Genomic DNA, 24,045 nt, shown 5'->3' on the forward strand with positions numbered 1-24,045 from the left:
CTTTACCATGGCTGGCTTTACAGAAATTACTCCCACCGCATTGATGCGCCTGATCGGCACGCCCGAGGCGCCGACCCTTCTGGACGTCTGCATCGACGCTGATTTTGCCGAGGATCCGCGTCTGATCCCCACAGCGCAACGGTGGCCACATACGCAAATCGACCAATTTACGGGCGATGGTCCTGTGGTCGTTGTCTGTCAGAAAGGCCGGAAGCTCAGCCATGGCGCGGCGGCACTTTTGCGCGCCAAGGGCCTTCAAGCCGAAGCCCTTGAGGGGGGCAATGTCGCGTGGCGCGACGCAGGATTGCCGTTGATCCCCGCCGCCGCCATCCCCGCGCCCCTATGGGTCACGCGTCACCGCCCGAAGATCGACCGCATCGCCTGCCCATGGCTGATCCGGCGGTTTGTAGACCCAATGGCGCAGTTTCTGTTTGTGCCGCCCGCCGAGGTGCTCAACGTCGCCGAAAAATTCGATGCAACACCGTTCGATGTCGATGGTGTTGCGTTTTCCCATGAGGGCGAGCGGTGCACCTTTGACACCATGCTCACCACCTTCAAGCTCGACACGCCACCACTGCAAACCATGGCAACCGTCATCCGCGCGGCGGATACCAATCGCCACGACCTCGCGCCGGAGGCTGCGGGCCTGCTGGCCCTATCGGTGGGGTTGTCACGGCAATATAGAGACGACACCGCGCAACTGGAGACAGGCATGGCACTCTATGACGCGCTCTACCGCTGGGCGCGGGATGGACAAGGCGAAGGGCATGACTGGCCCGGAGCGGGCGCATGACAACGCTGGCCGAAATGACCCGCGTGTTCGGGCGCATAGGGGTGCTGTCCTTTGGTGGCCCTGCCGCGCAGATTGCGTTGATGCACAAGGAACTGGTGGAAGACCGCGCTTGGCTGACCGAGGCGCAATTCCTGCGCGCGCTGTCCTTTTGCATGTTGTTGCCTGGGCCGGAGGCGATGCAACTTGCCACCTATTCCGGCTGGCGGATGCGCGGGGTGACCGGCGGGCTTTTAGCTGGGCTGTTGTTTGTCGTGCCTGGCGCCTTGGTGATCATGGCACTGGCCTTGGCTTATGGGGTCTATGGCCAGCTTCCGCTTGTGCAGTCGCTGTTCATCGGCGTGAAAGCCTGCGTCGTCGTGATCGTGATCCAAGCCCTTATCAAGGTCGCGAAGAAGGCCCTGAACGGCCTGATCCACTACATGATCGCAGCCGCCAGCTTTCTGGCGTTGTTCGCGCTTAACGCGCCCTTCCCGCTGGTCATTTTGGTTGCCGCTGCCATTGGAGCCCTTGCCCTAAAGGGAGAAGCGGAAGGCGGAGCCCCTGCCCCGAAAGCCTCTGCCAGCGACACGCTCAAGACCGTGGCGCTTTGGCTGGTGATCTGGTTTGCGCCTGTTGTGCTGCTGGCGCTGACCGCGCCCGCCATCTTGGTGGAGATGGCGCTGTTTTTCTCGACCCTAGCGGTCGTAACTTTTGGCGGGGCCTATGCGGTGCTGGCCTATATGACGCAAGCGGTCGTCGGAGAGTTCGGCTGGCTGACCACGGCGCAAATGGTAGATGCTTTGGGGCTGGCAGAGACCACCCCCGGCCCGTTGATCCTCGTGACGCAATTCGTGGCCATGGTCGCTGGCTTCAAGGCAGGCGGTGTGGCGCTGGCGTTGATCGCGGGATTGGTGACGTTGTGGGTGACCTTCGCGCCGTGCTTTTTGTGGATCTTCGCGGGTGCCCCTTATATTGACCGCCTCGCCCATATGCCGCGCCTGTCGGGAGCGCTGAGCGCGATCACAGCCGCCGTGGTCGGTGTCATCGCCAATCTGGGGCTATGGTTCGCTGGAGCTGTGTTTCTTGAGACAAGCACACCGCAGCCAATTCCGATCACAATTGCGCTGGTCGCCGCCGCTCTGCTGCTTTGGCGCAAATGGGATATGCTCGTGGTTTTGCCCGTTTGCGCGGCACTTGGCTTGGTTTTGAACGGGCTGGTTTGAGTCCCCCTTTCCCTTCCCTGCGAATCCGCGCATGGTAGGTTCCGAGGTCAAACCAGAGGGCTAAGACGACATGTCCGACACAATCGACTATGGCAATAAGATGCATCGCGCGATGCGCGGCTTGATTGCTGAGGTGTTGGAAGATGTCGGGGCAAATGGGCTGCCGGGCGACCATCATTTCTTCATTACCTTCGACACGCGTCACCCCGATGTTGAAATGGCAGATTGGCTATTCGACCGCTACCCGTCGGAGATGACGATCGTGGTGCAGCACTGGTTCGACAATCTGATCGTGGCCCCGGACGGCTTCCAGATCACCCTGAATTTCGGCGACAATCCCGAACCATTGGCGATCCCGTTTGATGCCATCCGAACCTTCGTGGACCCGTCTGTGGAATTCGGCCTGCGGTTCGAAAGCCAAGACGATGAGGACGAAGAGCACGAGGTGGTAGAGCTACCGGATGTCGACCTCGCAGAGGCGCTTGATCTGGACAAGGCCGAAGAGCCTGTCAGCAAGCATGACCACGCAAAAAGCGCGGCAAAAGAAGCAGAAGTCGTCTCGCTCGACGCTTTTCGCAAGCCTTGAGCGCCTGTTAGCGCAACCTTACGTCATCCGCTAATTGTCAAGTCGCCCGCACCCCGCTACATCGGGGCCAAACTTGCATTTGGAAGGACGACCCTCATGACCGCGACCCGCACCGAGACCGACAGCTTTGGCCCCCTAGAGGTCCCTGCCGACAAATACTGGGGCGCGCAAACGCAACGCTCAATCATGAATTTTCCAATTGGCTGGGAGCGACAGCCGGTTGCCATCGTCCGCGCGCTTGGTGTGATCAAGAAAGCCGCCGCCGCAGTCAACCTTGAGTTCGGGGATCTGGATGCCGATCTGGCGCCCGCAATCCAGCAGGCCGCCCAAGAGGTGATCGACGGCAAGTTCGACGATAACTTCCCGCTGGTTGTCTGGCAGACGGGGTCCGGCACACAATCCAACATGAACTCCAACGAGGTGATCTCGAACCGCGCGATCGAAATTCTGGGTGGCGTGATGGGCTCCAAATCCCCCGTCCACCCGAACGACCACTGCAACATGGGCCAGTCGTCCAACGACACCTTTCCGACTGCGATGCACGTCGGGATCGGCATGGTTGCCCGTGACACGCTGCTGCCCGGCCTGCGCAAACTGCACGCCGCACTCGAAGCGAAATCCGTAGAGTTCAAAGACATCATCAAGATCGGCCGCACGCACACCCAAGATGCGACGCCATTGACGCTGGGCCAAGAGTTCGGTGGCTATGCGCACCAAATGAAAAAAGGCATCGAGCGGGTCGAAGCCTGCCTGCCTGACATCTACGAGCTGGCCCAAGGCGGCACGGCAGTTGGCACCGGCCTTAACACCCGTAAAGGCTTTGCCGAGAAAGTCGCGGCAGAGATCGCCGCCATCACCGGCCTGCCCTTCGTCACCGCGCCAAACAAGTTTGAAGCGTTGGCCGCGCATGACGCAATGGTCATGTTCTCCGGCGCCTTGAAAACCGTCGCCGCGTCGATGTTCAAGATCGCCAACGACATGCGTTTGCTGGGTTCCGGCCCGCGTTCGGGCTTGGGCGAGTTGATCCTGCCGGAAAACGAGCCTGGGTCCTCCATCATGCCGGGCAAAGTGAACCCGACGCAGGCAGAAGCGCTGACCATGGTCTGCGCCCACGTCATGGGCAACGACGCAGCCGTGGGCTTCGCTGGCTCTCAGGGCCATTTTGAGCTAAACGTCTACAACCCGATGATGAGCTACAATGTCATCCAGTCCATGCAACTGCTTGGCGACGCCGCTGGCAGCTTCACCGACAACATGGTGGTTGGCACGCAGGCCAATGTGGAACGGATCGACAAGCTGATGAAAGAGTCACTGATGCTGGTGACCGCGCTGGCCCCCACCATCGGCTACGACAACGCAACAAAAGTCGCCAAAACCGCCCATAAGAACGGCACGACCCTCAAGGAAGAGGCGATTGCACTTGGGTTGGTTGATGCGGAAACCTTCGACCGCGTGGTGCGGCCTGAAGATATGATTGGACCAAAATGAAAGCCAAGAACCTGAGCAAGGCTCGCAAGGAACGCACACGCGCCGACAAACGGGCGCAGGGCGATGCCAATGCTCTCAAATTCGGGCGCACCAAAGAGCAAAAGCAGGCTGACATGAAAGCGCAGCTTGCCGCTCGCACCAAGCTCGACGGCCATAAGCTGGACAAGTGAGCAGACCTAAGAAACGCTCTCTGACCCTCAAGGGGCACCGCACGTCGGTGTCCCTTGAGGACGAATTCTGGGCCGAGTTCCGCCGGATTGCGGCGCAGGACGGCCGGCCAATCAACGACCTCGCGGCACAGATTGATCGCGAACGCGGGACAGATATCGGCCTCGCTTCAGCCATCCGCCTTTTCGTTTTGCGCGACCTGACAACGCCCTAGGCCGCGCGGTTCAGCCCTGCCAAAGCAGCAACACGAACGGGTCGCAGCGGGACCACGTTCTTTTTCGCGGGCGTGGACTTCAAGGTCTTCATCGCCGTGAGGTCTGATTTGAACAGCTGCATCAATTCATCTCGGCCAAGCCTGTCCTCCGCGACTGGTGCGTGATCCACAGTGGATCTTCGGCCTAGCGCTGGCACGGCAATGCGAATGCGGGGCAGTGTCATCGCACCAAACAGCTGTCTGGCGGTCGTTGCGAATTTATCAAAGGTCATCATGGCAGCATCCCTTTCGATCAGTGATGCAAATGTCGGCCATTGCCTGTGTGGCTTTCAGGGGGAACAGCAACCCGAATTCCCCCAAATGCCCAGCTGGCAAAAACGAGAGATCGGTATGTCTATGTAAAAGAAAGATTTATTTGACGTCGGCGGATCGATATGCGCCACTTATGACGCCGCGTCACATGCCAAATGCTGTCAAATCCGACACTTGGATCGAACCCGCTCCGAGAACCAATGCCGTTGAGGCTACGTTATTTGTTTCCACTTTGGCGACAATTCGGCAGCCTTAATCCTGACGTCGCCGTCCGCGCCATCGACCGAAAATGAACCAGAAAGACAGCAACACCAGCCCCGCGCCGATCAAAGTGAAGGTCCACAAGAGGATCGACAGACCGAAATGCCGCTTGAACGGAAGCTCAATGGCGATCGACTGATCCTCTGCCCTCCAAAGAACCGTGACCCTGTCGCCTTTGCGGAAGTTGTAATGGCTGGAGCCGGTCTCGACGTTCATCTCGCGCTGCACACCGCCGGGATCGGTGAACTCTACACGGGGCGTAAAGGTAAGGTAGGTATCTCTGGGCGACACTCGATGGCTGCGGGTCTCCACAACACGCCCGGGCACAGGATCGCCCACCGAGGTCAGATGCCAGAACACACGGTCAGCATTGCCCATCCCTAGGAACACGAGCCCCAGAGCAAAGCAGATCGCAATCACGCCCCAAGGCGGGACGTATTCTTTGCGGTAATCCGAAGGGTCATCATTCATCGCGCGCTCTCTTTGTCAGGTTTAACCATATTCCGTCTTTTGAGCGCACGGTCAAATGCGCGACGGGAACCGGGGTGCGGTCGGTGGTCTCGAACCGGAAAGTGCGCACCAGCATAGATAGCAACAACGGCCCCTCGACCATCGCGAAGCCCGCTCCTGTGCAAACACGTGGCCCGCTGGAGAACGGTATGAACGCCTCGCGCATACATTGTTTTCCGTTCTCTGTTGCCCATCGTGCGGGATCGAACCCGTCGGGGTTGTCCCACAGGCGTTCGTGACGATGCAGGTGCCACGGCGAGATCACCACCTGCGCCCCGGGCTTGATCGCGCGGTCACGGAACGTTTCGGGACATGTGCTCTCGCGCACCATCATCGGCACCGGTGGATAAAGCCGCAGGGCCTCACGGAACACATCACGCGAGACCCGCAGCTTGGACATGACTTTGAAATCACACCCTTCATCCAAGGCTTTGGCCTCGTCCGCCAGCTTGTCCTGCCATTCGGGGAACAGCGCCAAAAGATAGAGCGTCCATGCAAGGGCGGACGCGCTGGTCTCGTGCCCTGCGAGGAAGAAGATCGCCACTTGGTCGACCATTTCTTCCGTTGTGAAAGTCTCGCCGGTTTTGGGGTCGGCGGTCGTCATGATCTTGGTCGCCAGATCATCGGGCGCGGTGCCGTCTTTGATCTGCACCATGCGCGTTTCGGTCAGCTGCGTGATCAGCGCACGGATAGAGCGCGCGGTGTCTTTCGTGCGCTTTCGAAACAGACGTGGCATCCATCTGGGGCCTTTGACAAAGGCGGCAAGGTTCAGAATGGGTTGCGTGCGCTGGTAGTCGCGAAACTCGGTGAACACGGCCTGCGCAATGCGGTCTTCGATCGGAATAGAAAAGAGCGTACGGAAGATCACATCGGCGGCGGCAAAGCTCGTGACTTCCTCGACCTCTTGGATTCCCTCGCCCAAGCGCGCAGTGGCCGCCTGCCCCGCATCCCACATGGCAGGAAACGTGTCGCGCAGACGCCCTCCCTCAAAGGACGGATCAATGATGCGGCGCTGCCGTTCCCACGTCTCGCCATTGGTCAGAAAGACAGAATTGCCGAGCAGCGGTCTTAGCCCGGCGCCAATGCGGTCGGATTTCGGGAAGTCCCGCGGACGCTCGTTTAAGACCGTCTTCACCAGTGACGGCTGGTTGATCATGTAGCTGCGAAAGAAGGGCGTTTTGAACTCAGCCATCCACGCGCGATACAATTTCGCGGGCTGTGCTGACAGAATGTCCTGCCGGAACAGCCGCACATACTTTAGCAGCGAAACCTTTTCGGGGCGTGATGGCGGTTTGGGAGGGATCATGTCATGGACGTGTAGCCGGAGGCAGGCACATCGATGCGCGACCGCGACTGCGGGCGATCATGATAGCGATCATAGAGCGTCAACGGTCCTGCCGTGATCTGGAAGTAATCGTAGTCTTTAGGCCGGTCAAAGGCGCAAAGATACTGGAAATGCAGCCGGAAGAAGCGCCAGCGCAACTCCGCCCACCGCTCAGGGCTGAGGCTTTGTGTGAAGGCGGCAGAAAACACCAGCGGCCATTTCTTACCCTTAGGCTCAACGCCGCTCACGGATACCGGATCGCACAGCGCAAAGGCGCAGCCATCCCCCGGCGCAGTGACATCAATCCATGTAAGCGCATCGCTGGACGACAAGAAGTGTAAGTCGCCACGCAATCGATCCGCCTTGGGCAGGAAGGAGACCATCGGCACCACCTGCCCTAAACTCAGAAATGCCAGTTTCGGCCCGTTTGCAGGCACGCCGCCCTCGCGGATCAAGTCAGCGAGGATCGACACCGCCAAATGCGCGCCGGAAGAATGGCCCACAACCAGAACTTCGTCCACGTCGTCTTGCAAAGCCGCTGCGATGACGTCGACAAATTCCGCCATGCGCTCTTCCAGTGCGGGCGGGTTGGCCCCCATCCAGCGGGCGGAATAGGCGTAATCATGCATCAGATAGTACGCGTAGATTTTACCGTCTTTGGATTTGAACCATCGCAGGATCAACACCACGATGGACAACGTCAGCGCCCAGCCCAAGGCTTCGAATATCCACACATAATGGCCGGATATCAACGGGCCGAAAACCCAGCGAAGCAGCCGCTCGCCGCCCCATTCCAAAACCCGTCCCGCGACGCGGCCCAGCACCCATGCCACCAGCAGTTGCAATAGCAACATGCCAATGGGATACAGCGCCGCGATGATTGGCCCTTTGCGCAGGCGCATCAGCCGGAACAGAGCCCCTGTCGAGATATAAGCAAACGCTGTGCGCAGAAGCTGCAAGTAGGTTGCTGGGATGGAATTCGACATTGAACTGCGCACGATGTCAGACCACACCAACACATCGACCTGCGCGTTGGTGCGCTTCCCGTCGATCTCTGATGCGGCATACCAGCCGTAGATTTCTTCACCTGTTTTCGGTTTTAGATCAACCTGATAACCGCTGATCTTCGCCTGCTCCGCGCCCTCTTTCCGGTAAAGCTCTCGGTAGCGGCGGGGATGAATGGGATCATAGCCGGGGATGTAAAACACCCGCCGTCTTTGCACGCTTTGTGCCTGCTTGTGATCTGCCACCTCATTCATTGCCGCACGTTAGCCCGCGTTTTGGGCAAAAGTAAGAACCGTGCACGTGGACAAGCACAGTCGTGTCCCCTAGATCACTACTATGGATTTTGACGCTGAACTTGACGCTTTGGGGCTGCTTTGCCCCCTGCCGGTGCTGAAGGCACGCAAGCGGTTGCAGGCCTTGTCTTCGGGGCAGGTTTTGCGCGTATTGGCTGACGATCCGGCAGCCCTGATCGACATGCCACATTTCTGCGCCGAAGCCGGCCATGAACTGGTGTCAGTGGCCGACGCAGACGCGCATCAAATCTACCATTTGCGCAAGGGCTAACGCGCTTACTGTGCCGCCATTGACGGCTCTGCCGCGTTCAAGGCCGCCAGCAATTCTTCCCGCCGTTTCGCCGCTTTCTTTTCGTTGGCATCCTTCACCGGTCCGAAACCGCGAATTTGCAGCGGCAATTCCGCCAGAGCGATAGCTGCTTCACGGTTGGAGGCGGCAAGGATCTTAGGTAAATCAGCCTCATATTGCTTGATCAACGCGCGCTCCGTCTTGCGCTCGGCGCTATAGCCAAACGGATCGAACGGAGTGCCACGCAGGCCTTTCATCTTCGCCAGAATCCGGAACGCGCGGACCATCCAAGGGCCGTATTCCCGTTTGATCGGGCGGCCGTTCGCACCCATCTTCGACAAGATCGGAGGAGCGAGGTGGTAGGTGAGCTTCAAGTCACCATCAAACGCCTCACGGGCCTTCGCCTCGGTCTCCAGGTGCAGGCGCGCGACTTCGTATTCATCCTTGTAGCTCAAGAGCTTGTGGTAGCCTTTTGCTACGGCTTCCTTCAGCGCTGGATCGTCGATTTTGGTTAAAGCGTTCTCATACCGTTTTGCCAGACGGCCAGACTGATAGGCCTGCAAATGCCTGCTACGAAACGCTATTTTGTCATCCAACGACTTGGGCAGGCCCAAAACCTTGTTTTCAGTGTAGCTTGCCGCATCTTGCGGGTGCTCAGCGGCCCAGCGGCCAAGCTCGAACGCACGTTTGTTGCGCTCTGGCGCGGCACCGTTCAACTCGATCGCCTGCATCAGCGCGTCATGGCTGATCGGAAGCAAACCACGCTGCCACGCCGCCCCGAAGATCATCATGTTGGAGTAAATGCTGTCGCCCATCAGCACACGGGCGAGTTCCGACGCATCAAAGAACTGCACCTCATCTTGTAGCCGCGCCTGAAGTGAAAGCTGTAGACGATCCGAGGGTATCTTGAACTCTGTGTCACGGGTGAAATCGCCTGTGACGATCTCATGATTGTTCACGACAGCGCCGGTGCGATTGGTCGTCATCAGCCCCATGGTTTTGGCCCCAGCCGTCACCACCAAATCACCGCCAATGACAGCGTCAGCCTCGCCTGTGGCGACGCGGATCGCGCTGATGTCTTCGGGAGCATTCGCAAGGCGGCAATGGATATGAACCGCGCCGCCCTTCTGCGCGAGCCCCGCCATTTCCATCATCCCCGCGCCTTTTCCGTCGATATGAGCCGCCATCGCCAAAACAGCACCGATGGTTACGACGCCCGTGCCGCCGACACCTGTGATCACAACGTTATGGGTGCCTGCGATCACCGGAAGCGTTGGTGAGGGAAGATCGGGTAGATCCACCTCTGCGGTGGCTTGTTTCTTTAATTGCGCGCCTTCCACCGTCACGAAGGACGGGCAGAAGCCGTTCACGCAGGAGAAGTCCTTGTTGCAGGAGGACTGGTCAATGGCGCGTTTACGGCCAAGCTCTGTCTCTGCCGGAATGATCGAAACGCAGTTGGATTGAACGCCGCAATCGCCACAGCCCTCGCAAACATCCGTGTTGATGAATACGCGCTTGTCTGGGTCGGGAAACAGACCACGCTTGCGGCGGCGACGCTTCTCGGCGGCGCAGGTTTGAATGTAAACAATGGCAGATACACCTTTGACCTTGCTCAGTTTTTCCTGAACAACGGGCATCTGGTCGCGCTCAAAACGCTCCACGTCGGACGGGAATTGCGAGAAGTCGACATCTTCCTTCTCGTCATAGACCACCACCAAATCCTTGATGCCCATCGCGCGCAGTTCAGCCACGATGCGCGGGGCATCCAGCCCGCCATCATTGCCTTGCCCGCCGGTCATCGCCACGGCGTCATTATAGAGGACTTTATAAGTGATGTTGGTGCCCGCCGCGACGGCCGCGCGGATGGCCTGAATGCCGGAGTGGTTATAGGTCCCGTCGCCAATGTTCTGAAAAACGTGATCACGGGTGCTGAATGGCGCTTCGCCAATCCAGTTTGCGCCCTCGCCGCCCATCTGAGTGAAACCGACGGTCTCCCGATCCATCCATTGCACCATGTAGTGACACCCGATCCCCGCATAGGCGCGAGAGCCTTCGGGCACCTTGGTCGAGGAGTTATGCGGGCAGCCGGAGCAGAAATACGGCAGGCGCGCCGCGATGTCCTGAGCATTGTCGGACCGCCGTGCCTCTGCCAGCTTCGCCAAGCCAGCCTCGATCCGGTCGGTGCGGCGCCCCTCTTCGATCAGGATACCTCCGATTTTTTCGGCAATATCAATGGGATCAAGCGCTGCGCGCGTCGGGAACAACTCCATCCGGCGTCCATGTTCCCAAGTATCACCCTTGTGCCAGCCATAGACGCGCTGGCCGTGGTGATCGTCAAACAGCGCCTCTTTGACCTGCACCTCGATCAGCTTGCGCTTTTCCTCGACGACGATGATCAAATCCAGTTCTTCCGCGAAATCGTGGAAGCTGTCCATGTCCAGCGGCCAGACCTGTCCGACTTTGTAGGTGGTGATGCCAAGCCGCTCGGCCTCGGCTGCGTCGATGCCGAGCAGCGACAGCGCGTGGACCAGATCAAGGTAGTTCTTGCCGGCAGCCACAAAGCCAATCTTCGCGCCGGGCTTTCCCCAAACACGTTTGTCGATTTTATTCGCCTTTGCAAAGGCTTCCGCTGCAAACCTGCGGTGATCAATCACGCGCGCCTCTTGCAGCTGCGGCGTATCAACCAGCCGGATATTCAGCCCGCCTTCAGGCATATCAAACTCTGGCGTGATGAATTGCATCCGGTCGGGACGACCATCGACGACGGACGTAACCTCGATCGTGTCTTTCATGGTCTTAAGCCCGACCCACAGGCCGGAGAACCGCGACAGGGCCCAGCCATACATGCCGTAGTCAAGTATTTCCTGCACACCTGCTGGCGACAGAACCGGCATATAGGCATCAACCATTGCCCAGTCGGATTGGTGCAACGTGGTCGAGGATTCACCCGTATGGTCATCCCCCATCGCCATCAGCACCCCCCCATTGGGGGACGTGCCCGCCATATTGGCGTGGCGCATCACGTCGCCGGATCGGTCCACACCCGGGCCTTTGCCGTACCAAAGGCCAAAGACGCCGTCATATCGCCCCTCGCCCCGCAGTTCCGCCTGCTGGGAGCCCCAGATCGCGGTCGCGGCCAGGTCTTCGTTCAGACCAAGTTGAAACTTGATATCGGCAGGCCCAAGCACTTTGGCGGCTTTGGTCATCTGCATGTCGACCGCGCCCAAAGGCGAGCCGCGATACCCCGTAACGAATCCGGCGGTGTTCAGCCCTGCCGCGGCGTCCCGCGCCTTTTGCATCAGCATCAAACGCACAAGCGCCTGAGTGCCGTTCAGGAGAACTGGTGACTTCTCAAGGTCATACCGGTCATTCAGTGAAATAGATTGATCGCCCATGCCGCGCCTCCCAGTGCTCAGGTTATTCGCATTATAGGTCACAAAAGCTGACCTATCAAATGATTTTTCCAAATGATCTCTTTTCGGTTTAGCCCCCGACAGGTTACATGGGCGAAATCGAACGCGTTATGATAGAAAGTGGGTCCTTTATGGATTGGGACAAGTTGAGAATTTTTCATGCGGTTGCTGATGCGGGCAGCCTGACACATGCGGGCGACACCCTACACCTATCACAATCCGCCGTGTCGCGGCAGGTGCGCGCGTTGGAAGACTCTCTTAACACCACCCTGTTCCACCGCCATGCGCGCGGCCTGATCCTGACGGAGCAAGGCGAGTTGCTGTTTGACGCGACCCGCGCCATGACCAAGCGCCTTGATGCTGCATCGGCCCGCATTCGAGACAGCGAAGAAGAAGTGTTCGGCGAACTGCGCGTGACCACAACCATCGGCTTCGGCTCGCTTTGGCTGGCTCCGCGCTTGTCGAGTTTCTATGCCAACTATCCCGATCTGAATATCGACCTGATGCTGGACGAGCGCGTGCTGGATTTGCCCATGCGCGAAGCAGATGTTGCGATCCGAATGAAAGAGCCGTCGCAGGCTGATCTGGTGCGCAAACGGCTGATGTCGGTTCGGATGCGCCTTTATGCGTCGCGTCACTATCTGACCACGCACGATATTCCGCAAACCATGGAAGACCTGCAGAACCACCGCCTGATCTGCCAAAACGTCAATTCCGAGCAGGTTTCAGCTGGTGCGACTTTGGTGCGCGAACTGATCAGCTACGACCTGCCCAATCTTTTAACGGTGAACAACTATTTTGGCTGTCTTCAAGCGGTGCGCAACGATCTGGGCGTGGGCGTCCTGCCGGATTACGTGGCAATCGACGACCCGGAACTGGTGCGTGTGCTGCCGGAAGTCGAATCGAACGCCGTGCCGGTTTTCCTCGCCTTTCCCGAAGAACTCCGGCAGTCCAAACGCATTTCGGCCTTCCGCGACTTCGTCGTTGAGCAGATCAGTGAACAGAAGAAACGCGTGCAAATGTCTGAAAAGGATTAATTTAGGGGTTGATATGCGCTGAGCGCATACCGGTTATGCTTTAAAAACTGCCTATTTTTCTTGATCCAAGCGGTCTGGATGCCTACTTCACAGTCATCGGGAGACATTATGTGTTTCCCACCTCCCTGTTGGACTTCGGCCGAGCTTTATGCTCGGCCTTTTTTTTGGGCAATTAGGTTTTAGCTTGCCCTTGTGGTATTCTTTTTCCCGATATCAGGAGATTCAAATGTTACTCGTTGTATTCGGTTTGGACGGCATCACACCTTGGGTCGTGCTTATCCTGATGCTCGTCTTACTTGCGATCGGGGTTATGGAGTATCTAGGCGCGTTCAATCGCTTTTCTCCGAAACAGCAGGTCGACACAGCTATCGGCTACCAAGAATTGTCGGGCATGGCCGGAAAAAACCCCAGCCAGGATGAGGTGTCGCGCCAAGTCGCAGCTTTGAAATTGTCGAAAGAAGAAGCGCAACTCCTTTTTAATGTCTTCAACAGTCAGGAAAAAGCCAATGGCGGGCGAAATTCAGCGGCGTGGCGACAGAAAGTCATAATTGCCCTGCAAGCTTGGATCGCGTCCCTGACGAAAGAAGAATAGCCCATCCCCCCTTCCCCCTGCGGCCCCTGTGCAATATGAGGTGCGCAAGCAGAACTGATCTGGGGAATTCACGGAATGCAGGAACCACAAATCACCGATGATCTCATCGCAGCGCATGGGCTTTCGCCTGACGAATACCAGCGCATTCTGGAGATCATAGGCCGCGAGCCGACCTTTACCGAGCTCGGCATTTTTTCGGCCATGTGGAACGAGCACTGCTCTTACAAATCCTCCAAGAAATGGCTGCGTACGTTGCCCACCGAAGGCCCTCAGGTCATTTGCGGTCCGGGCGAGAACGCAGGCATCGTAGATATCGGCGACGGCCAATGCGTGGTCTTCAAGATGGAGAGCCACAACCACCCGTCCTACATCGAGCCTTACCAAGGCGCCGCGACCGGTGTGGGCGGCATTCTTAGGGATGTGTTCACCATGGGCGCGCGACCGATTGCAGCGATGAACTCCCTGTCCTTCGGGGAGCCAGCCCACCCGAAAACCCGCCAGCTTGTGTCCGGCGTGGTGGCGGGCGTGGGCGGCTATGGCAACTGCTTTGGCGTGCCGACCGTGGGCGGCGAAGTGCGCTTCCACCCTGCTTATAATGGCAACTGTCTAGTGAACGCCTTTGCCGCTGGCATCGCGGACACCGACAAGATCTTCTACTCCGCCGCGTCGGGCGTGGGCATGCCCGTGGTCTATCTGGGCGCAAAAACCGGCCGTGACGGTGTGGGCGGCGCGACCATGGCCTCTGCAGAGTTCGACGACACGATCGAAGACAAGCGCCCCACCGTGCAAGTTGGCGACCCGTTCACCGAGAAACGCCTGATGGAAGCCACGCTGGAACTGATGGCGACCGGTGCTGTGATCTCGATCCAAGATATGGGGGCTGCTGGCCTCACCTGCTCCGCTGTGGAAATGGGCGACAAGGGGAACCTTGGCGTAAAGCTCTATCTCGAAAACGTGCCGCAGCGCGAAGAGAACATGAGCGCCTACGAGATGATGCTGTCCGAGTCTCAAGAACGCATGTTGATGGTGCTGAAGCCAGAGCTTGAGGCCGAAGCCCGCGCGGTGTTCGAGAAATGGGACCTCGATTTCGCCATTGTCGGCGAGACGATCGACGAAGACCGCTTCCTGATCATGCATAACAACGAGGTCAAAGCCGACCTGCCGCTGAAAACGCTGTCCGGCTCTGCCCCTGAATATGACCGCCCTTGGGTAGAAACCCCTGCCGCCGCGCCGTTGGAGGATATCCCGCAGGTCGACGCTATCGACGCATTGCGAATGATCCTGACCAGCCCGAACTATGCGCGCAAACAATGGGTGTGGGAGCAATATGACAGCCAAGTCATGGCCGACACCATCAACGCGCCCGGCGCGGGTGCTGGCATCGTGCGGGTGCATGGCACAGACAAGGCAATTGCATTTACCTCCGACGTGACCCCGCGCTACGTCAAAGCGAACCCCGTTGAAGGCGGCAAGCAGGCTGTGGCCGAAGCCTACCGCAACCTGACCGCTGTGGGTGCTGTGCCACTGGCGACCACCGACAACATGAATTTCGGCAACCCTGAAAAGCCCGAGATCATGGGGCAATTTGTGGGTGCCATCAAAGGCATAGGCCTTGCCGTTAAAGCTTTGGACATGCCGATCGTGTCGGGCAATGTTTCGCTGTACAACGAGACAGACGGCACCGGCATCCTTCCAACCCCAACAATCGGAGCGGTCGGTCTGATCCAGCATCTCGACGACATCATCGCGGGCACCGTGCGCGAGGGCCATGTCTTGTTGATGCTTGGCGATACGGTTGGTCATTTGGGCCAGTCCGCCCTGCTCGCCGAGGTGTTTAACCGTGAGGACGGCGATGCGCCGCATGTCGATCTGGACGCCGAAAAGCGCAATGGCGACTTCATTCGCGCTGAACGCCAGTGGATCGACGTCTGCACCGACGTGTCCGATGGCGGCGTGGCCGTGGCCGCCTTCGAGATGGCTGATGCCGCAGGCGTTGGCGTGACATTGGATGACGACGCGACGCAGATGGCCTTTGGCGAAGACCAGGGCCGCTATCTGATCGCCTGCTCCTTTGACAAGGCCGAGGCTTTGATGACCGCCGCAGGTCAGGCCGGTGTCACCCTCGCCAGCATCGGCAAATTTGGAGGGGATGCCGTGACCATCGGGGCCTCGTCCGCGCCGCTGGCAGAGCTGTCCGAAGTCTATCATACAAGCTTTGAGGCCGCCGTCGCGTGAACGTGGGTTGTCACCCACCGAACGGCTGCCTACCTTCATAACGAACGAACCTCACAGGAGCCCCGTGCGCCCATGCAACCCAAAGATATCGAGGATTTGATCCGCGTCGCGTTCCCCAATGCTAAAATCGCCGTTGAGGGCGATGATGGCGCGCATTTCTCGGCGCTCGTGGTGGATGAAAGCTTCAAAGGTCAGAACCGCGTGCAACAACAGCGCGCGGTCATGGCCTCAGTAAAAGACAAAGTGGACAGCGGCGAATTGCACGCGCTGGCCCTGACAACAAAAGCACCGGAGTAAGTGATGACTGACGCAAACACCCAGATCAAAGAAACCGTGGACAGCAACGATGTTGTCTTGTTCATGAAAGGCACGTCTCAGATGCCGCAATGTGGCTTTTCGTCCAAAGTGGCGGGCGTTCTGAACTACATGGGCGTCGACTACAAGGACGTGAACGTGCTGGCCGATGACGCAATCCGGTCCGGCATCAAGGAATTCTCGGATTGGCCGACGATCCCGCAGCTTTACGTCAAAGGCGAATTCGTCGGCGGCTGCGATATCATCACCGAGATGACGCTGTCCGGCGAGTTGGATACCCTGCTTGAGCAAAACGGTGTTAGCTTCGACAAGGACGCGGCCAACAAGATCCGCGAACATAACAGCTAAAGGGCCAAGATCATGAGCGATGAGATTGAAGAATACCTGAATGATATCTTCTCTGAGCATCGCGTGGTCTTGTTCATGAATGGCGGGGTTCAAGCCCCGACGGACGCGGAGTCGATGATGGCGCGCGACATTCTTGGCGCGTTGAAAATTGATTTCCATCCCGTCGATGTCAGCCGCGATCCGCGCTTGCTTGCCGCTGTTCAGCAACGTTCGGACTGGCAACAAGTGGCGCAGTTTTTCATCGATGGCCAGTTCATCTGTGACAGCTACAACCTGACGCCCGCGCTGAAGTCCAAACAGCTGGACAAAATCCTGACCTCGAAAAAGGTTCCTTTTGACGAGGCCGTGGCCCAGCAGTTCCGCGACATGAACCCTTAGGGTGACGCCGTCCACAAAAAAGCCCGGCTGAAGACCTCTTCTGCCGGGCTTTTTTTGTTTTAGGTTAGCCCCTTAGAGAAGGCTCTTTACCTTATCGGCCACGGCCTGCGCTGTGATTCCGAAATGCTCGTAAAGGGTTTCAGCTGGTGCAGAGGCGCCGAAGCCCTCCATCCCGACAAAGCCACCCTTGTCGCGCTTGCCGCGCTCGCCAAAGAGCCAGCGATCCCAGCCAAAGCCAACAGCGGCCTCAACGGCAACCCGCACCGGCCCTGCTGGCAGAATTTTGCGGCGGTAGCTTTCGTCTTGCTGATCGAACAATTCCCAGCATGGCATGGAAACGACGCGAGTGCCGATGCCCTCTGCCTCAAGCAAATCGCGGGCAGCCAAAGCGATTTCCACTTCAGAGCCGGTTGCCATAAGGATCGCCTGTCGCTTGCTTTCGGCCTCCGCCAGAACATAGGCCCCCATGGAGGTCTGGTTCTTCAGCGTGTGATCTGTGCGCACGGTTGGCAGGTTCTGACGTGACAGCGCCATGACCGTTGGCGTTGATTTTGACGCCAATGCAAGCTCCCAAGCTTCCGCCGTCTCAACGGCATCCGCCGGGCGGATCACGTTCAGGTTTGGTGTCGCGCGCAACATGGCAAGATGCTCGACCGGTTGGTGGGTCGGGCCGTCTTCACCAAGACCGATGCTGTCATGAGTCATTACGTATGTAACCGGGACGCCCATCAGCGCGGACAAGCGGATTGCCCCGCGCGCATAGTCAGTGAAACACATGAATGTTCCGCCGTAAGCCTTTGTTCCGCCATGCAAAGCCATGCCGTTCATCGCCGCAGCCATGCCATGCTCACGGATGCCGTAATACATGTAGCGGCCCTTGCGGTTGTCGGGGCCAAACACGCCCATATCCGATGTGAGCGTGTTGTTGGAACCTGTCAGGTCAGCCGAGCCGCCAAAGGTTTCGCCCATGATCGGGTTGATAACCTCCAACGCCATTTCGGATGCTTTACGCGTGGCAACCTTGGGCTGGCTTTCACTGATCTGTTTTTTCAGCGCTTTGATCGTCGCGGACAGCTTTTTGGGCACATCCCCTGCGTAGCAACGGGCGAATTCCTTTTGCTTGGAGCCGGACACCTCAAGCAAACGGGCTTCCCAAGCCTGACGCTCTGACGCGCCGCGCTTGCCGATGGCTTCCCATTGCGATTTGACGTCGTCAGGGATTTCAAACGGACCGTAAGACCAGCCGTAAGCCTCTTTGGTGTCGCGGATCAGGTCTGCGGAGGTCAGGGCACCGTGGCCTTTGGACGTGTCCTGGGCCGAAGAGCCAAGCGCGATATGGGTTTTACACGCGATCATAGACGGCTTTTTGGTCTTCTTGGCTTTCTCGATGGCCGCATCGATTTGCTCTGGGTCGTGACCGTCGATCTCCTGCACATGCCAGCCAGACGCCTTGAAACGCTGGACTTGGTCGGTGCGGTCGGACAGCTCTACCGTGCCGTCGATGGTGATGTTGTTGTTGTCCCAGAGCACGATCAAGTGACCGAGTTCGTGACGGCCAGCAATGCCGATCGCCTCTTGGCTGACGCCCTCCATCAGGCACCCGTCGCCCGCGATGCAGTAGGTGTAGTGGTCAACCAGCTTCTTGCCGAAACGAGCGCGCTGGTTTTCTTCTGCCAAGGCAAAACCCACAGCGTTGGCGATACCTTGCCCAAGTGGGCCAGTGGTTGTTTCAATGCCTTTGGCGTGGCCGTATTCAGGGTGGCCTGCGGTGATCGCGCCCAGCTGGCGGAAGTTTTTGACCTGTTCCAGCGTCATGTCGGAATAGCCGGTGAGGTGCAGCAGCGAATAGATCAACATGGAGCCGTGGCCCGCCGACAGGATGAAGCGGTCCCGGTCAGGCCAATCAGGGGCGGAGGCGTCGAATTTCAGGTGCTTTTCGTAAAGAACCGTCGCAACGTCGGCCATGCCCATCGGCATACCAGAGTGGCCGGAATTTGCCGCAGCAACAGCGTCCAGCGTCAGAGTACGGATGGCGGCAGCGCGCATCCAGTGTTCGGGGTGGGCTTTGCGCAAAGCAGCAATATCCAAAGGCCTGATCCTTATTTGGCGGTATATGTCGAAGGCGGTGATACCAGCGTTCACGCGAAGTTCAAGACTTGGAAGCCACCCCTTCGCCGCTTGATCCACCGAAAGAGGAGGCATTCACCGCAATCTGTGGTTAAAATCAAGCCTGTGAGGCACGGAGTTGATTCGTAGCGGTAAAAACCGCCTTCTGACGCTCCTACGAGACGAGGGACCCATATGACTGATGTCACCGAGCTAGAGCAGCGCATTATCACTGCGTTGGACCGAATTGCGTATAGCGCCGACCAGATCGCCAGCGCACCCGCAGCACCTGATGCCGATCTGGTTGAAGAGCTGGAAATCGAGCGCGACACCAATGCGCGGCTGGTGGAAGCGGGCCAACAAAGCCTAGCTCGTATGGAACGGCTTGAAACCCGTGTGGCCCGCCTGACGGACAGGCTGGAATTCCTTGATGCCGAGAACAAGCGCCTTCAGGCTGTTATGGGAGCGCTGCGCGAAACCAACAAGCAGTTGCGCACCGCCAATGCCGAACACCAAGGGGCCGATACCGCGATCAACACTGCGCTTGAAACCGAGAACGCCGCCCTGCACGCCGCCCGCGCCGCCGATCTGGCGGAGATGGAAGAAATTCTGAGCGACATCGCCCCACTGGTTAAGGAAGGATAAGCTATGCCGGAGATTAACATTGAGATCGGCGGCCGGACATTCCAAGTCGCCTGCCAGACTGGCGAAGAGCATTTCTTGCAGACCGCCGCCAAACTTCTAGATAACGAAGCCAGCGTGCTGGCCGAACAGATCGGACGGATGCCCGAGACGCGGATGCTGTTGATGGCGGGTCTGATGCTGGCCGACAAGACCGCCGGTCTTGAAGAGGATCTCAGCGCCGCCGAAGACCGTCTGGACAAGATGCGCCGCGAGTTGGAAAGCGTGAAATCAACCCCTGTGCAGACAGTAGAAGTGCCCGTAGTGCCTGCTTCTGTCACCGATACGTTGGCAGAGCTGGCTGCGCGATCCGAAGCTCTGGCAGAGTCGCTGGAAGCCAAACGCGCCTGACCGATGCGGGCGGTCACGGATACGTGACCGCTTTTCCGCAGGTGGCATGAAACTCTTATAACGCAGTGCTCGTGTGTTCTTGCATGACCGGACAGTTCGTCTGGCTCTTTGCAAAGGACAACACTAATGATCAAGCACTTCATCGCAGCCACCACAGCCACCCTTGCCCTGACAGCAACAGCCTTCGCTGCGAACCCAGATGTGGGCGGCGCTCCGATGTTCGAGAGCAAGAATATCGTCGAGAACGCAGTGAACTCCGCCGATCACACAACGCTGGTCGCCGCCGTCAAGGCCGCAGGCTTGGTTGACACCCTAGCCAGCCCTGGGCCGTTCACCGTGTTCGCGCCAGTCAATTCTGCCTTCGACGCCCTGCCAGCTGGCACCGTCGAAACCCTGCTGCAGCCCGAAAACAAAGCCACTCTCACCAAAGTGCTGACAGCCCATGTCGTGGCCGGCAAGATGTCGGGCGCCGATCTGGTCGCCAAGGCGAAAGCCTCCGACAGCGGGTTTTACCAGTTCCTGACAGTGTCCGGCGACACGCTGTCGGCCACAGTGAAGGGCGGCAAACTCTATATCGTTGACGAAAGCGGCAACGGCGCTGGCGTGGTCATCCCTGACGTGAACCAGTCGAACGGCGTTATCCACGTGGTAAACTCGGTACTCGTGCCGAAATAATTGCAACGATCTACGGGTGGCCCGGTCGGGCCACCCTCCCCCACATTCAGCCATCCGAGGAGTTCTAAACCATGCCATCCCAGACCCGCCGACTTTTTTTGCTCAGCGCGACTGCTGCCATCTGCGTTTCCCGTACAGGTCATGCGGCAGGAGGAAATTTCGAGATCACTCGGACCGAGGCGGAATGGCGGGCCATGCTGAGCGACACCCAGTATCTGGTCATGCGAAAGGAAAAGACCGAGAAGCCCTATTTCAGCCCCCTCAACGACGAAAAACGCGCTGGAACCTATATCTGTCGTGGCTGCAATTTGCCGCTTTATTCCTCGCAAACCAAGTTCGATTCTGGCACCGGCTGGCCCAGCTTCACGGCATCGCTGAAGAACGCAGTGGCCACCAAACCTGACAACAACCTATTCACGTCGCGCACCGAGGTTCATTGCCGTCGGTGTGGCAGTCATTTGGGCCACATTTTCGATGACGGCCCCGCGCCCACCGGCAAACGTCACTGCCTCAACGGCTCGAGCCTGATCTTCCGCACGGGGTGAGTCGGTCTCGGACGCCTCTTGCAAAGCGTTCCAATTCGTTAACGCTAACACGGAAACTGCGGCATTCTGCGCATGCGAATTGTTTACCTGTTAACGCTAACAGCCTCATTTTTCAGCAAAATCTGCCTATCCAGACTGGGTCTCGCACCTTATACCCCGTGACTAGATTGAACGGAGCGTAAAGGGACCAGTGACCATGACCACCACCGTAGCTATCAACGGGTTTGGCCGTATCGGCCGTTGCACATTGGCCCATATCGCTGAAAGCGCGCGCAACGATGTTCAAGTCGTCGCCATCAACGCCACCGGTCCTATCGAGACCAACGCCCACCTGCTGAAATACGACAGTGTCCACGGTCGCTTTGGCCAAGAGGTTCGCGTCGACGGTGACACGATGGATATCGGCCGCGGTCCAATGAAGGTTTTCTCGACCTACAACCCCGAAGAACTGGACTGGAGCGGCGTAGACGTGGTTCTGGAATGCACCGGCAAGTTCAACTCCAAAGAGCAATCCGAAGTGCACCTGTCGCGCGGCGCCAAGCGCGTGTTGATCTCGGCCCCTGCCAGTAACGTGGATCGCACCATTGTCTACGGCGTGAACCACCGTGACCTTTTGCCGGAGCACAAAGTGATCTCCAACGGGTCTTGCACCACCAACTGCCTCGCCCCCTTGGCAAAAGTCCTGAACGACACCATCGGCATCGAGCGCGGCATCATGACGACGATCCACAGCTACACAGGCGACCAGCCAACGCTGGACCGTCGCCACTCTGACCTGTATCGCGCCCGCGCAGCGGCCATGGCGATGATCCCGACTTCTACCGGTGCCGCCAAAGCCTTGGGTGAAGTTCTTCCAGAGCTGGCAGGCAAGCTGGACGGCACCGCGATGCGCGTCCCTACGCCCAATGTCTCCGCCGTCGACCTCACGTTCGAGGCGTCCAAGGACGTGACCGTCGAAGACGTGAACGAAGTGGTGCGCGAAGCCGCTGCTGGCCACATGGGCGCCGTGCTGAGCTACGACCCAGAGCAGAAAGTTTCCATCGACTTTAACCACACCAATTACTCCTCCATCTTCGCGCCAGACCAGACAAAGGTTGTCGGCGGTCGCACGGTTCGGGTATTGGCTTGGTATGACAACGAATGGGGCTTTTCCTGCCGCATGGCCGACGTGGCCTCTGCAATGGGACGCCTCTGACACCTCAGAGGGCCCGCGCCTTACATGACCAACAAGATTGCCATAATTCTGGCGCTTCTGATCGGCGGCATTCTTGCCGCTGATCTTTTCGTTTTCGGCTGGGATTTGCACATCTTCCTGGGCAAGAAACTCATGGTCCTGACCGAGTATATGGCGTTCTGGCGGTAAGTGGTGGCCGGGCTGCCGGAGACGGCTTTGGTGATCGAGAAACTAGGCCCCCTTCGCTGTCTTGAAAAGTCGGCGCGCCTTCCCTCCCAGCTCTTCCGCAAGGTCACGCGGTGACCGTCCAAACTCGGACAGGCCAGAAACATCGCGACTATTCAAAGTCACGCGTGCTTCTCCCATCCCCTCGGGAAAAAGGGGGTCTGAGCAGGAGGCCAGCATAACTTCTAGAGATTCTCTCGTTTTTGGCTTCTTGAGCATTCTGAGGAATCCTAGATGTATGTTACGATATGTCGAAGACCGCCTTACTGTTAAACAAACACGTTGGTAATTTGATGACAATAAGCGCAAGCCCCGCAAGGCCCGACCGCCAATTCCCCCTCGAAAATCCTTCTCCCCTCCTGCTTCATGTGAACGACCCAAAGCTTGACCTTTGCCCCAAAATGTAATTGTTAGCGGTAACAGTTTCTCCAATCTCCCATCAGGAGGGTTTCCCCCATGTCAGTTAAAGTAGCCATCAACGGTTTTGGCCGGATCGGGCGTAACGTCTTGCGCGCTATTGTTGAAAGCGGCCGCACCGATATCGAAGTTGTCGCAATCAATGATTTGGGGCCGGTCGAGACCAACGCCCACCTGCTGCAATATGATAGCGTTCATGGTCGCTTCCCTCAGGAAGTCACCGTACGCGGCGACACGATTGACGTCGGCCGTGGCCCGATCACTGTGACCGCTCTTCGCAATCCTGCGGACCTGCCATGGGCCGACGTGGATATCGTCTTGGAATGCACCGGTATCTTTACTTCTAAAGAAGCCTGCCAAGCACATCTGGAAAACGGCTCTTCGCGTGTTCTGATCTCTGCCCCCGGCAAGGATGCAGATAAAACCATCGTTTACGGTGTGAACCACGACACTCTGACGTCGAACGATATCGTTGTCTCCAACGCGTCCTGCACCACCAACTGCCTGTCGCCCGTTGCCCATGTGCTGCAAGACAATATCGGCATCGTCAAAGGCTTCATGACCACTATTCACAGCTATACAGGCGACCAGCCGACGTTGGACACAATGCACAAAGACCTGTACCGCGCCCGCGCGGCGGCTTTGTCGATGATCCCGACCTCTACCGGAGCGGCCAAAGCTGTTGGTCTGGTTCTGCCCGAACTTGACGGCAAGCTGGACGGTGTGGCGATCCGCGTCCCGACACCGAACGTGTCCGTCGTCGATCTGACATTTGAGGCAGCTCGTGCCACCACTGTCGAAGAGATCAACGAGTTAATGTCAGCCGCCGCTGCCAACGGCCCTTTGAAGGGCATTCTCGGCTACACTGACAAGAAGCTGGTCAGCTCCGACTTCAACCATGATCCACGCTCTTCCATTTTCGCGGCAGATCAAACCAAAGTTATGGATGGCACCATGGTCCGCATCCTGACTTGGTATGACAACGAATGGGGCTTCTCCAACCGTATGGCTGACACGGCTGTTGCAATGGGCAAGCTGATCTAAGGTCGGATTTGTTTCCCCTTACCTATCACATGACTAGATCACGCGGCCCGCTCCTTATAGAAGC

The 24,045-nt window shown here is 58.2% G+C and carries 26 protein-coding genes; 20 read left to right on the forward strand and 6 right to left on the reverse strand.

What is annotated here, in order from left to right; translation table 11 throughout:
- Positions 1-7 precede the first annotated feature (7 nt).
- The 6 genes from BM352_RS13465 (at position 8) to BM352_RS13490 (ending at position 4,451) form a co-directional block, all read left to right on the forward strand.
- A complete protein-coding gene (locus BM352_RS13465; protein WP_090217734.1) occupies positions 8-793 on the forward strand; it encodes a chromate resistance protein ChrB domain-containing protein in 786 nt (261 codons plus the stop codon).
- The gene (gene chrA / locus BM352_RS13470; protein ID WP_090217736.1) at positions 790-1,995 is read left to right on the forward strand and encodes a chromate efflux transporter; all 1,206 of its coding nucleotides are present in this window, start codon (positions 790-792) and stop codon (positions 1,993-1,995) included. Before BM352_RS13465 ends, chrA begins: the two co-directional genes overlap by 4 nt.
- Before the next feature lie 70 nt (positions 1,996-2,065).
- Entirely contained in the window at positions 2,066-2,581 is a 516-nt protein-coding gene (locus BM352_RS13475; protein ID WP_090217738.1) for an SspB family protein, read from the forward strand.
- Between the two features lie 96 nt (positions 2,582-2,677).
- Entirely contained in the window at positions 2,678-4,069 is a 1,392-nt protein-coding gene (gene fumC, locus BM352_RS13480) for a class II fumarate hydratase (RefSeq protein WP_090217741.1), read from the forward strand.
- Positions 4,066-4,239: a DUF4169 family protein gene (locus BM352_RS13485; RefSeq protein ID WP_090217743.1), complete on the forward strand. Its 174-nt coding sequence runs from the start codon at positions 4,066-4,068 to the stop codon at positions 4,237-4,239. The genes fumC and BM352_RS13485 overlap by 4 nt, the downstream gene beginning before the upstream one ends.
- Complete coding sequence (locus BM352_RS13490) at positions 4,236-4,451, forward strand: ribbon-helix-helix domain-containing protein (protein ID WP_090217745.1); 216 nt, start codon at positions 4,236-4,238, stop codon at positions 4,449-4,451. Before BM352_RS13485 ends, BM352_RS13490 begins: the two co-directional genes overlap by 4 nt.
- Here BM352_RS13490 and BM352_RS13495 read toward each other — a convergent pair.
- From BM352_RS13495 to BM352_RS13510, 4 genes are all read right to left on the reverse strand, one after another.
- Complete coding sequence (locus tag BM352_RS13495; protein WP_090217747.1) at positions 4,448-4,726, reverse strand: hypothetical protein; 279 nt, start codon at positions 4,724-4,726, stop codon at positions 4,448-4,450. The two genes, BM352_RS13490 and BM352_RS13495, sit on opposite strands and share 4 nt — an antisense overlap.
- A gap of 289 nt (positions 4,727-5,015) precedes the next feature.
- Positions 5,016-5,495 carry a DUF3592 domain-containing protein gene (locus tag BM352_RS13500; protein ID WP_090217750.1) on the reverse strand — a complete coding sequence of 160 codons (480 nt, stop codon included), beginning with the start codon at positions 5,493-5,495 and terminating at the stop codon, positions 5,016-5,018.
- Positions 5,488-6,840, reverse strand: coding sequence for a cytochrome P450 (locus tag BM352_RS13505; RefSeq protein WP_090217752.1), 1,353 nt, complete (start codon positions 6,838-6,840; stop codon positions 5,488-5,490). The genes BM352_RS13500 and BM352_RS13505 overlap by 8 nt, the downstream gene beginning before the upstream one ends.
- Positions 6,837-8,117, reverse strand: a complete 1,281-nt coding sequence (locus BM352_RS13510; RefSeq protein WP_175500689.1) for a hypothetical protein — start codon at positions 8,115-8,117, stop codon at positions 6,837-6,839. The genes BM352_RS13505 and BM352_RS13510 overlap by 4 nt, the downstream gene beginning before the upstream one ends.
- A gap of 82 nt (positions 8,118-8,199) precedes the next feature.
- Between BM352_RS13510 and BM352_RS13515 the strand changes: the two genes are divergently transcribed.
- Complete coding sequence (locus BM352_RS13515; protein WP_090217755.1) at positions 8,200-8,427, forward strand: sulfurtransferase TusA family protein; 228 nt, start codon at positions 8,200-8,202, stop codon at positions 8,425-8,427.
- 5 nt (positions 8,428-8,432) lie between these two features.
- Here BM352_RS13515 and BM352_RS13520 read toward each other — a convergent pair whose 3' ends face one another.
- Complete coding sequence (locus tag BM352_RS13520; RefSeq protein ID WP_090217758.1) at positions 8,433-11,840, reverse strand: indolepyruvate ferredoxin oxidoreductase family protein; 3,408 nt, start codon at positions 11,838-11,840, stop codon at positions 8,433-8,435.
- 149 nt (positions 11,841-11,989) lie between these two features.
- Between BM352_RS13520 and BM352_RS13525 the strand changes: the two genes are divergently transcribed.
- From BM352_RS13525 to BM352_RS13550, 6 genes are all read left to right on the forward strand, one after another.
- Positions 11,990-12,895, forward strand: a complete 906-nt coding sequence (locus BM352_RS13525; protein WP_090220264.1) for a LysR family transcriptional regulator — start codon at positions 11,990-11,992, stop codon at positions 12,893-12,895.
- 148 nt (positions 12,896-13,043) lie between these two features.
- Complete coding sequence (locus BM352_RS13530; protein WP_175500690.1) at positions 13,044-13,487, forward strand: hypothetical protein; 444 nt, start codon at positions 13,044-13,046, stop codon at positions 13,485-13,487.
- 75 nt (positions 13,488-13,562) lie between these two features.
- On the forward strand, positions 13,563-15,722 hold the full coding sequence (purL, locus tag BM352_RS13535; RefSeq protein ID WP_090217763.1) for a phosphoribosylformylglycinamidine synthase subunit PurL: 2,160 nt from the start codon (positions 13,563-13,565) through the stop codon (positions 15,720-15,722).
- A 72-nt stretch (positions 15,723-15,794) separates the two neighbouring features.
- Positions 15,795-16,019 (forward strand): BolA family protein, encoded by a 225-nt coding sequence (locus BM352_RS13540; RefSeq protein ID WP_090217766.1) that lies wholly within the window; start codon positions 15,795-15,797, stop codon positions 16,017-16,019.
- Between the two features lie 3 nt (positions 16,020-16,022).
- A complete protein-coding gene (grxD, locus tag BM352_RS13545) occupies positions 16,023-16,385 on the forward strand; it encodes a Grx4 family monothiol glutaredoxin (protein ID WP_090217768.1) in 363 nt (120 codons plus the stop codon).
- 12 nt (positions 16,386-16,397) lie between these two features.
- Positions 16,398-16,763, forward strand: a complete 366-nt coding sequence (locus tag BM352_RS13550; protein WP_090217771.1) for a glutaredoxin — start codon at positions 16,398-16,400, stop codon at positions 16,761-16,763.
- 72 nt (positions 16,764-16,835) lie between these two features.
- Here BM352_RS13550 and tkt read toward each other — a convergent pair whose 3' ends face one another.
- On the reverse strand, positions 16,836-18,851 hold the full coding sequence (tkt, locus tag BM352_RS13555) for a transketolase (protein WP_090220267.1): 2,016 nt from the start codon (positions 18,849-18,851) through the stop codon (positions 16,836-16,838).
- A gap of 213 nt (positions 18,852-19,064) precedes the next feature.
- Between tkt and BM352_RS13560 the strand changes: the two genes are divergently transcribed.
- The 7 genes from BM352_RS13560 to gap (BM352_RS13590) all read left to right on the forward strand — a co-directional run bounded on the left by BM352_RS13560 (position 19,065) and on the right by gap (BM352_RS13590) (position 23,981).
- Complete coding sequence (locus tag BM352_RS13560; RefSeq protein ID WP_090217774.1) at positions 19,065-19,514, forward strand: hypothetical protein; 450 nt, start codon at positions 19,065-19,067, stop codon at positions 19,512-19,514.
- Positions 19,515-19,517: 3 nt separating this feature from the next.
- Positions 19,518-19,901 (forward strand): cell division protein ZapA, encoded by a 384-nt coding sequence (locus tag BM352_RS13565; RefSeq protein WP_090217775.1) that lies wholly within the window; start codon positions 19,518-19,520, stop codon positions 19,899-19,901.
- Between the two features lie 126 nt (positions 19,902-20,027).
- Positions 20,028-20,576, forward strand: a complete 549-nt coding sequence (locus BM352_RS13570) for a fasciclin domain-containing protein (protein WP_090217778.1) — start codon at positions 20,028-20,030, stop codon at positions 20,574-20,576.
- A 71-nt stretch (positions 20,577-20,647) separates the two neighbouring features.
- Entirely contained in the window at positions 20,648-21,121 is a 474-nt protein-coding gene (gene msrB / locus BM352_RS13575; protein ID WP_090217780.1) for a peptide-methionine (R)-S-oxide reductase MsrB, read from the forward strand.
- Between the two features lie 196 nt (positions 21,122-21,317).
- Positions 21,318-22,316 (forward strand): type I glyceraldehyde-3-phosphate dehydrogenase, encoded by a 999-nt coding sequence (gene gap / locus BM352_RS13580; protein ID WP_090217783.1) that lies wholly within the window; start codon positions 21,318-21,320, stop codon positions 22,314-22,316.
- Positions 22,317-22,340: 24 nt separating this feature from the next.
- The gene (locus BM352_RS18980; protein ID WP_175500691.1) at positions 22,341-22,484 is read left to right on the forward strand and encodes a hypothetical protein; all 144 of its coding nucleotides are present in this window, start codon (positions 22,341-22,343) and stop codon (positions 22,482-22,484) included.
- 492 nt (positions 22,485-22,976) lie between these two features.
- Positions 22,977-23,981: a type I glyceraldehyde-3-phosphate dehydrogenase gene (gene gap, locus BM352_RS13590; protein WP_090217787.1), complete on the forward strand. Its 1,005-nt coding sequence runs from the start codon at positions 22,977-22,979 to the stop codon at positions 23,979-23,981.
- The last annotated feature ends 64 nt before the right edge of the window (positions 23,982-24,045 follow it).

Origin of the sequence: Litoreibacter janthinus (genome assembly GCF_900111945.1) — a bacterium.
In the GTDB taxonomy this organism is placed as follows: domain Bacteria; phylum Pseudomonadota; class Alphaproteobacteria; order Rhodobacterales; family Rhodobacteraceae; genus Litoreibacter; species Litoreibacter janthinus.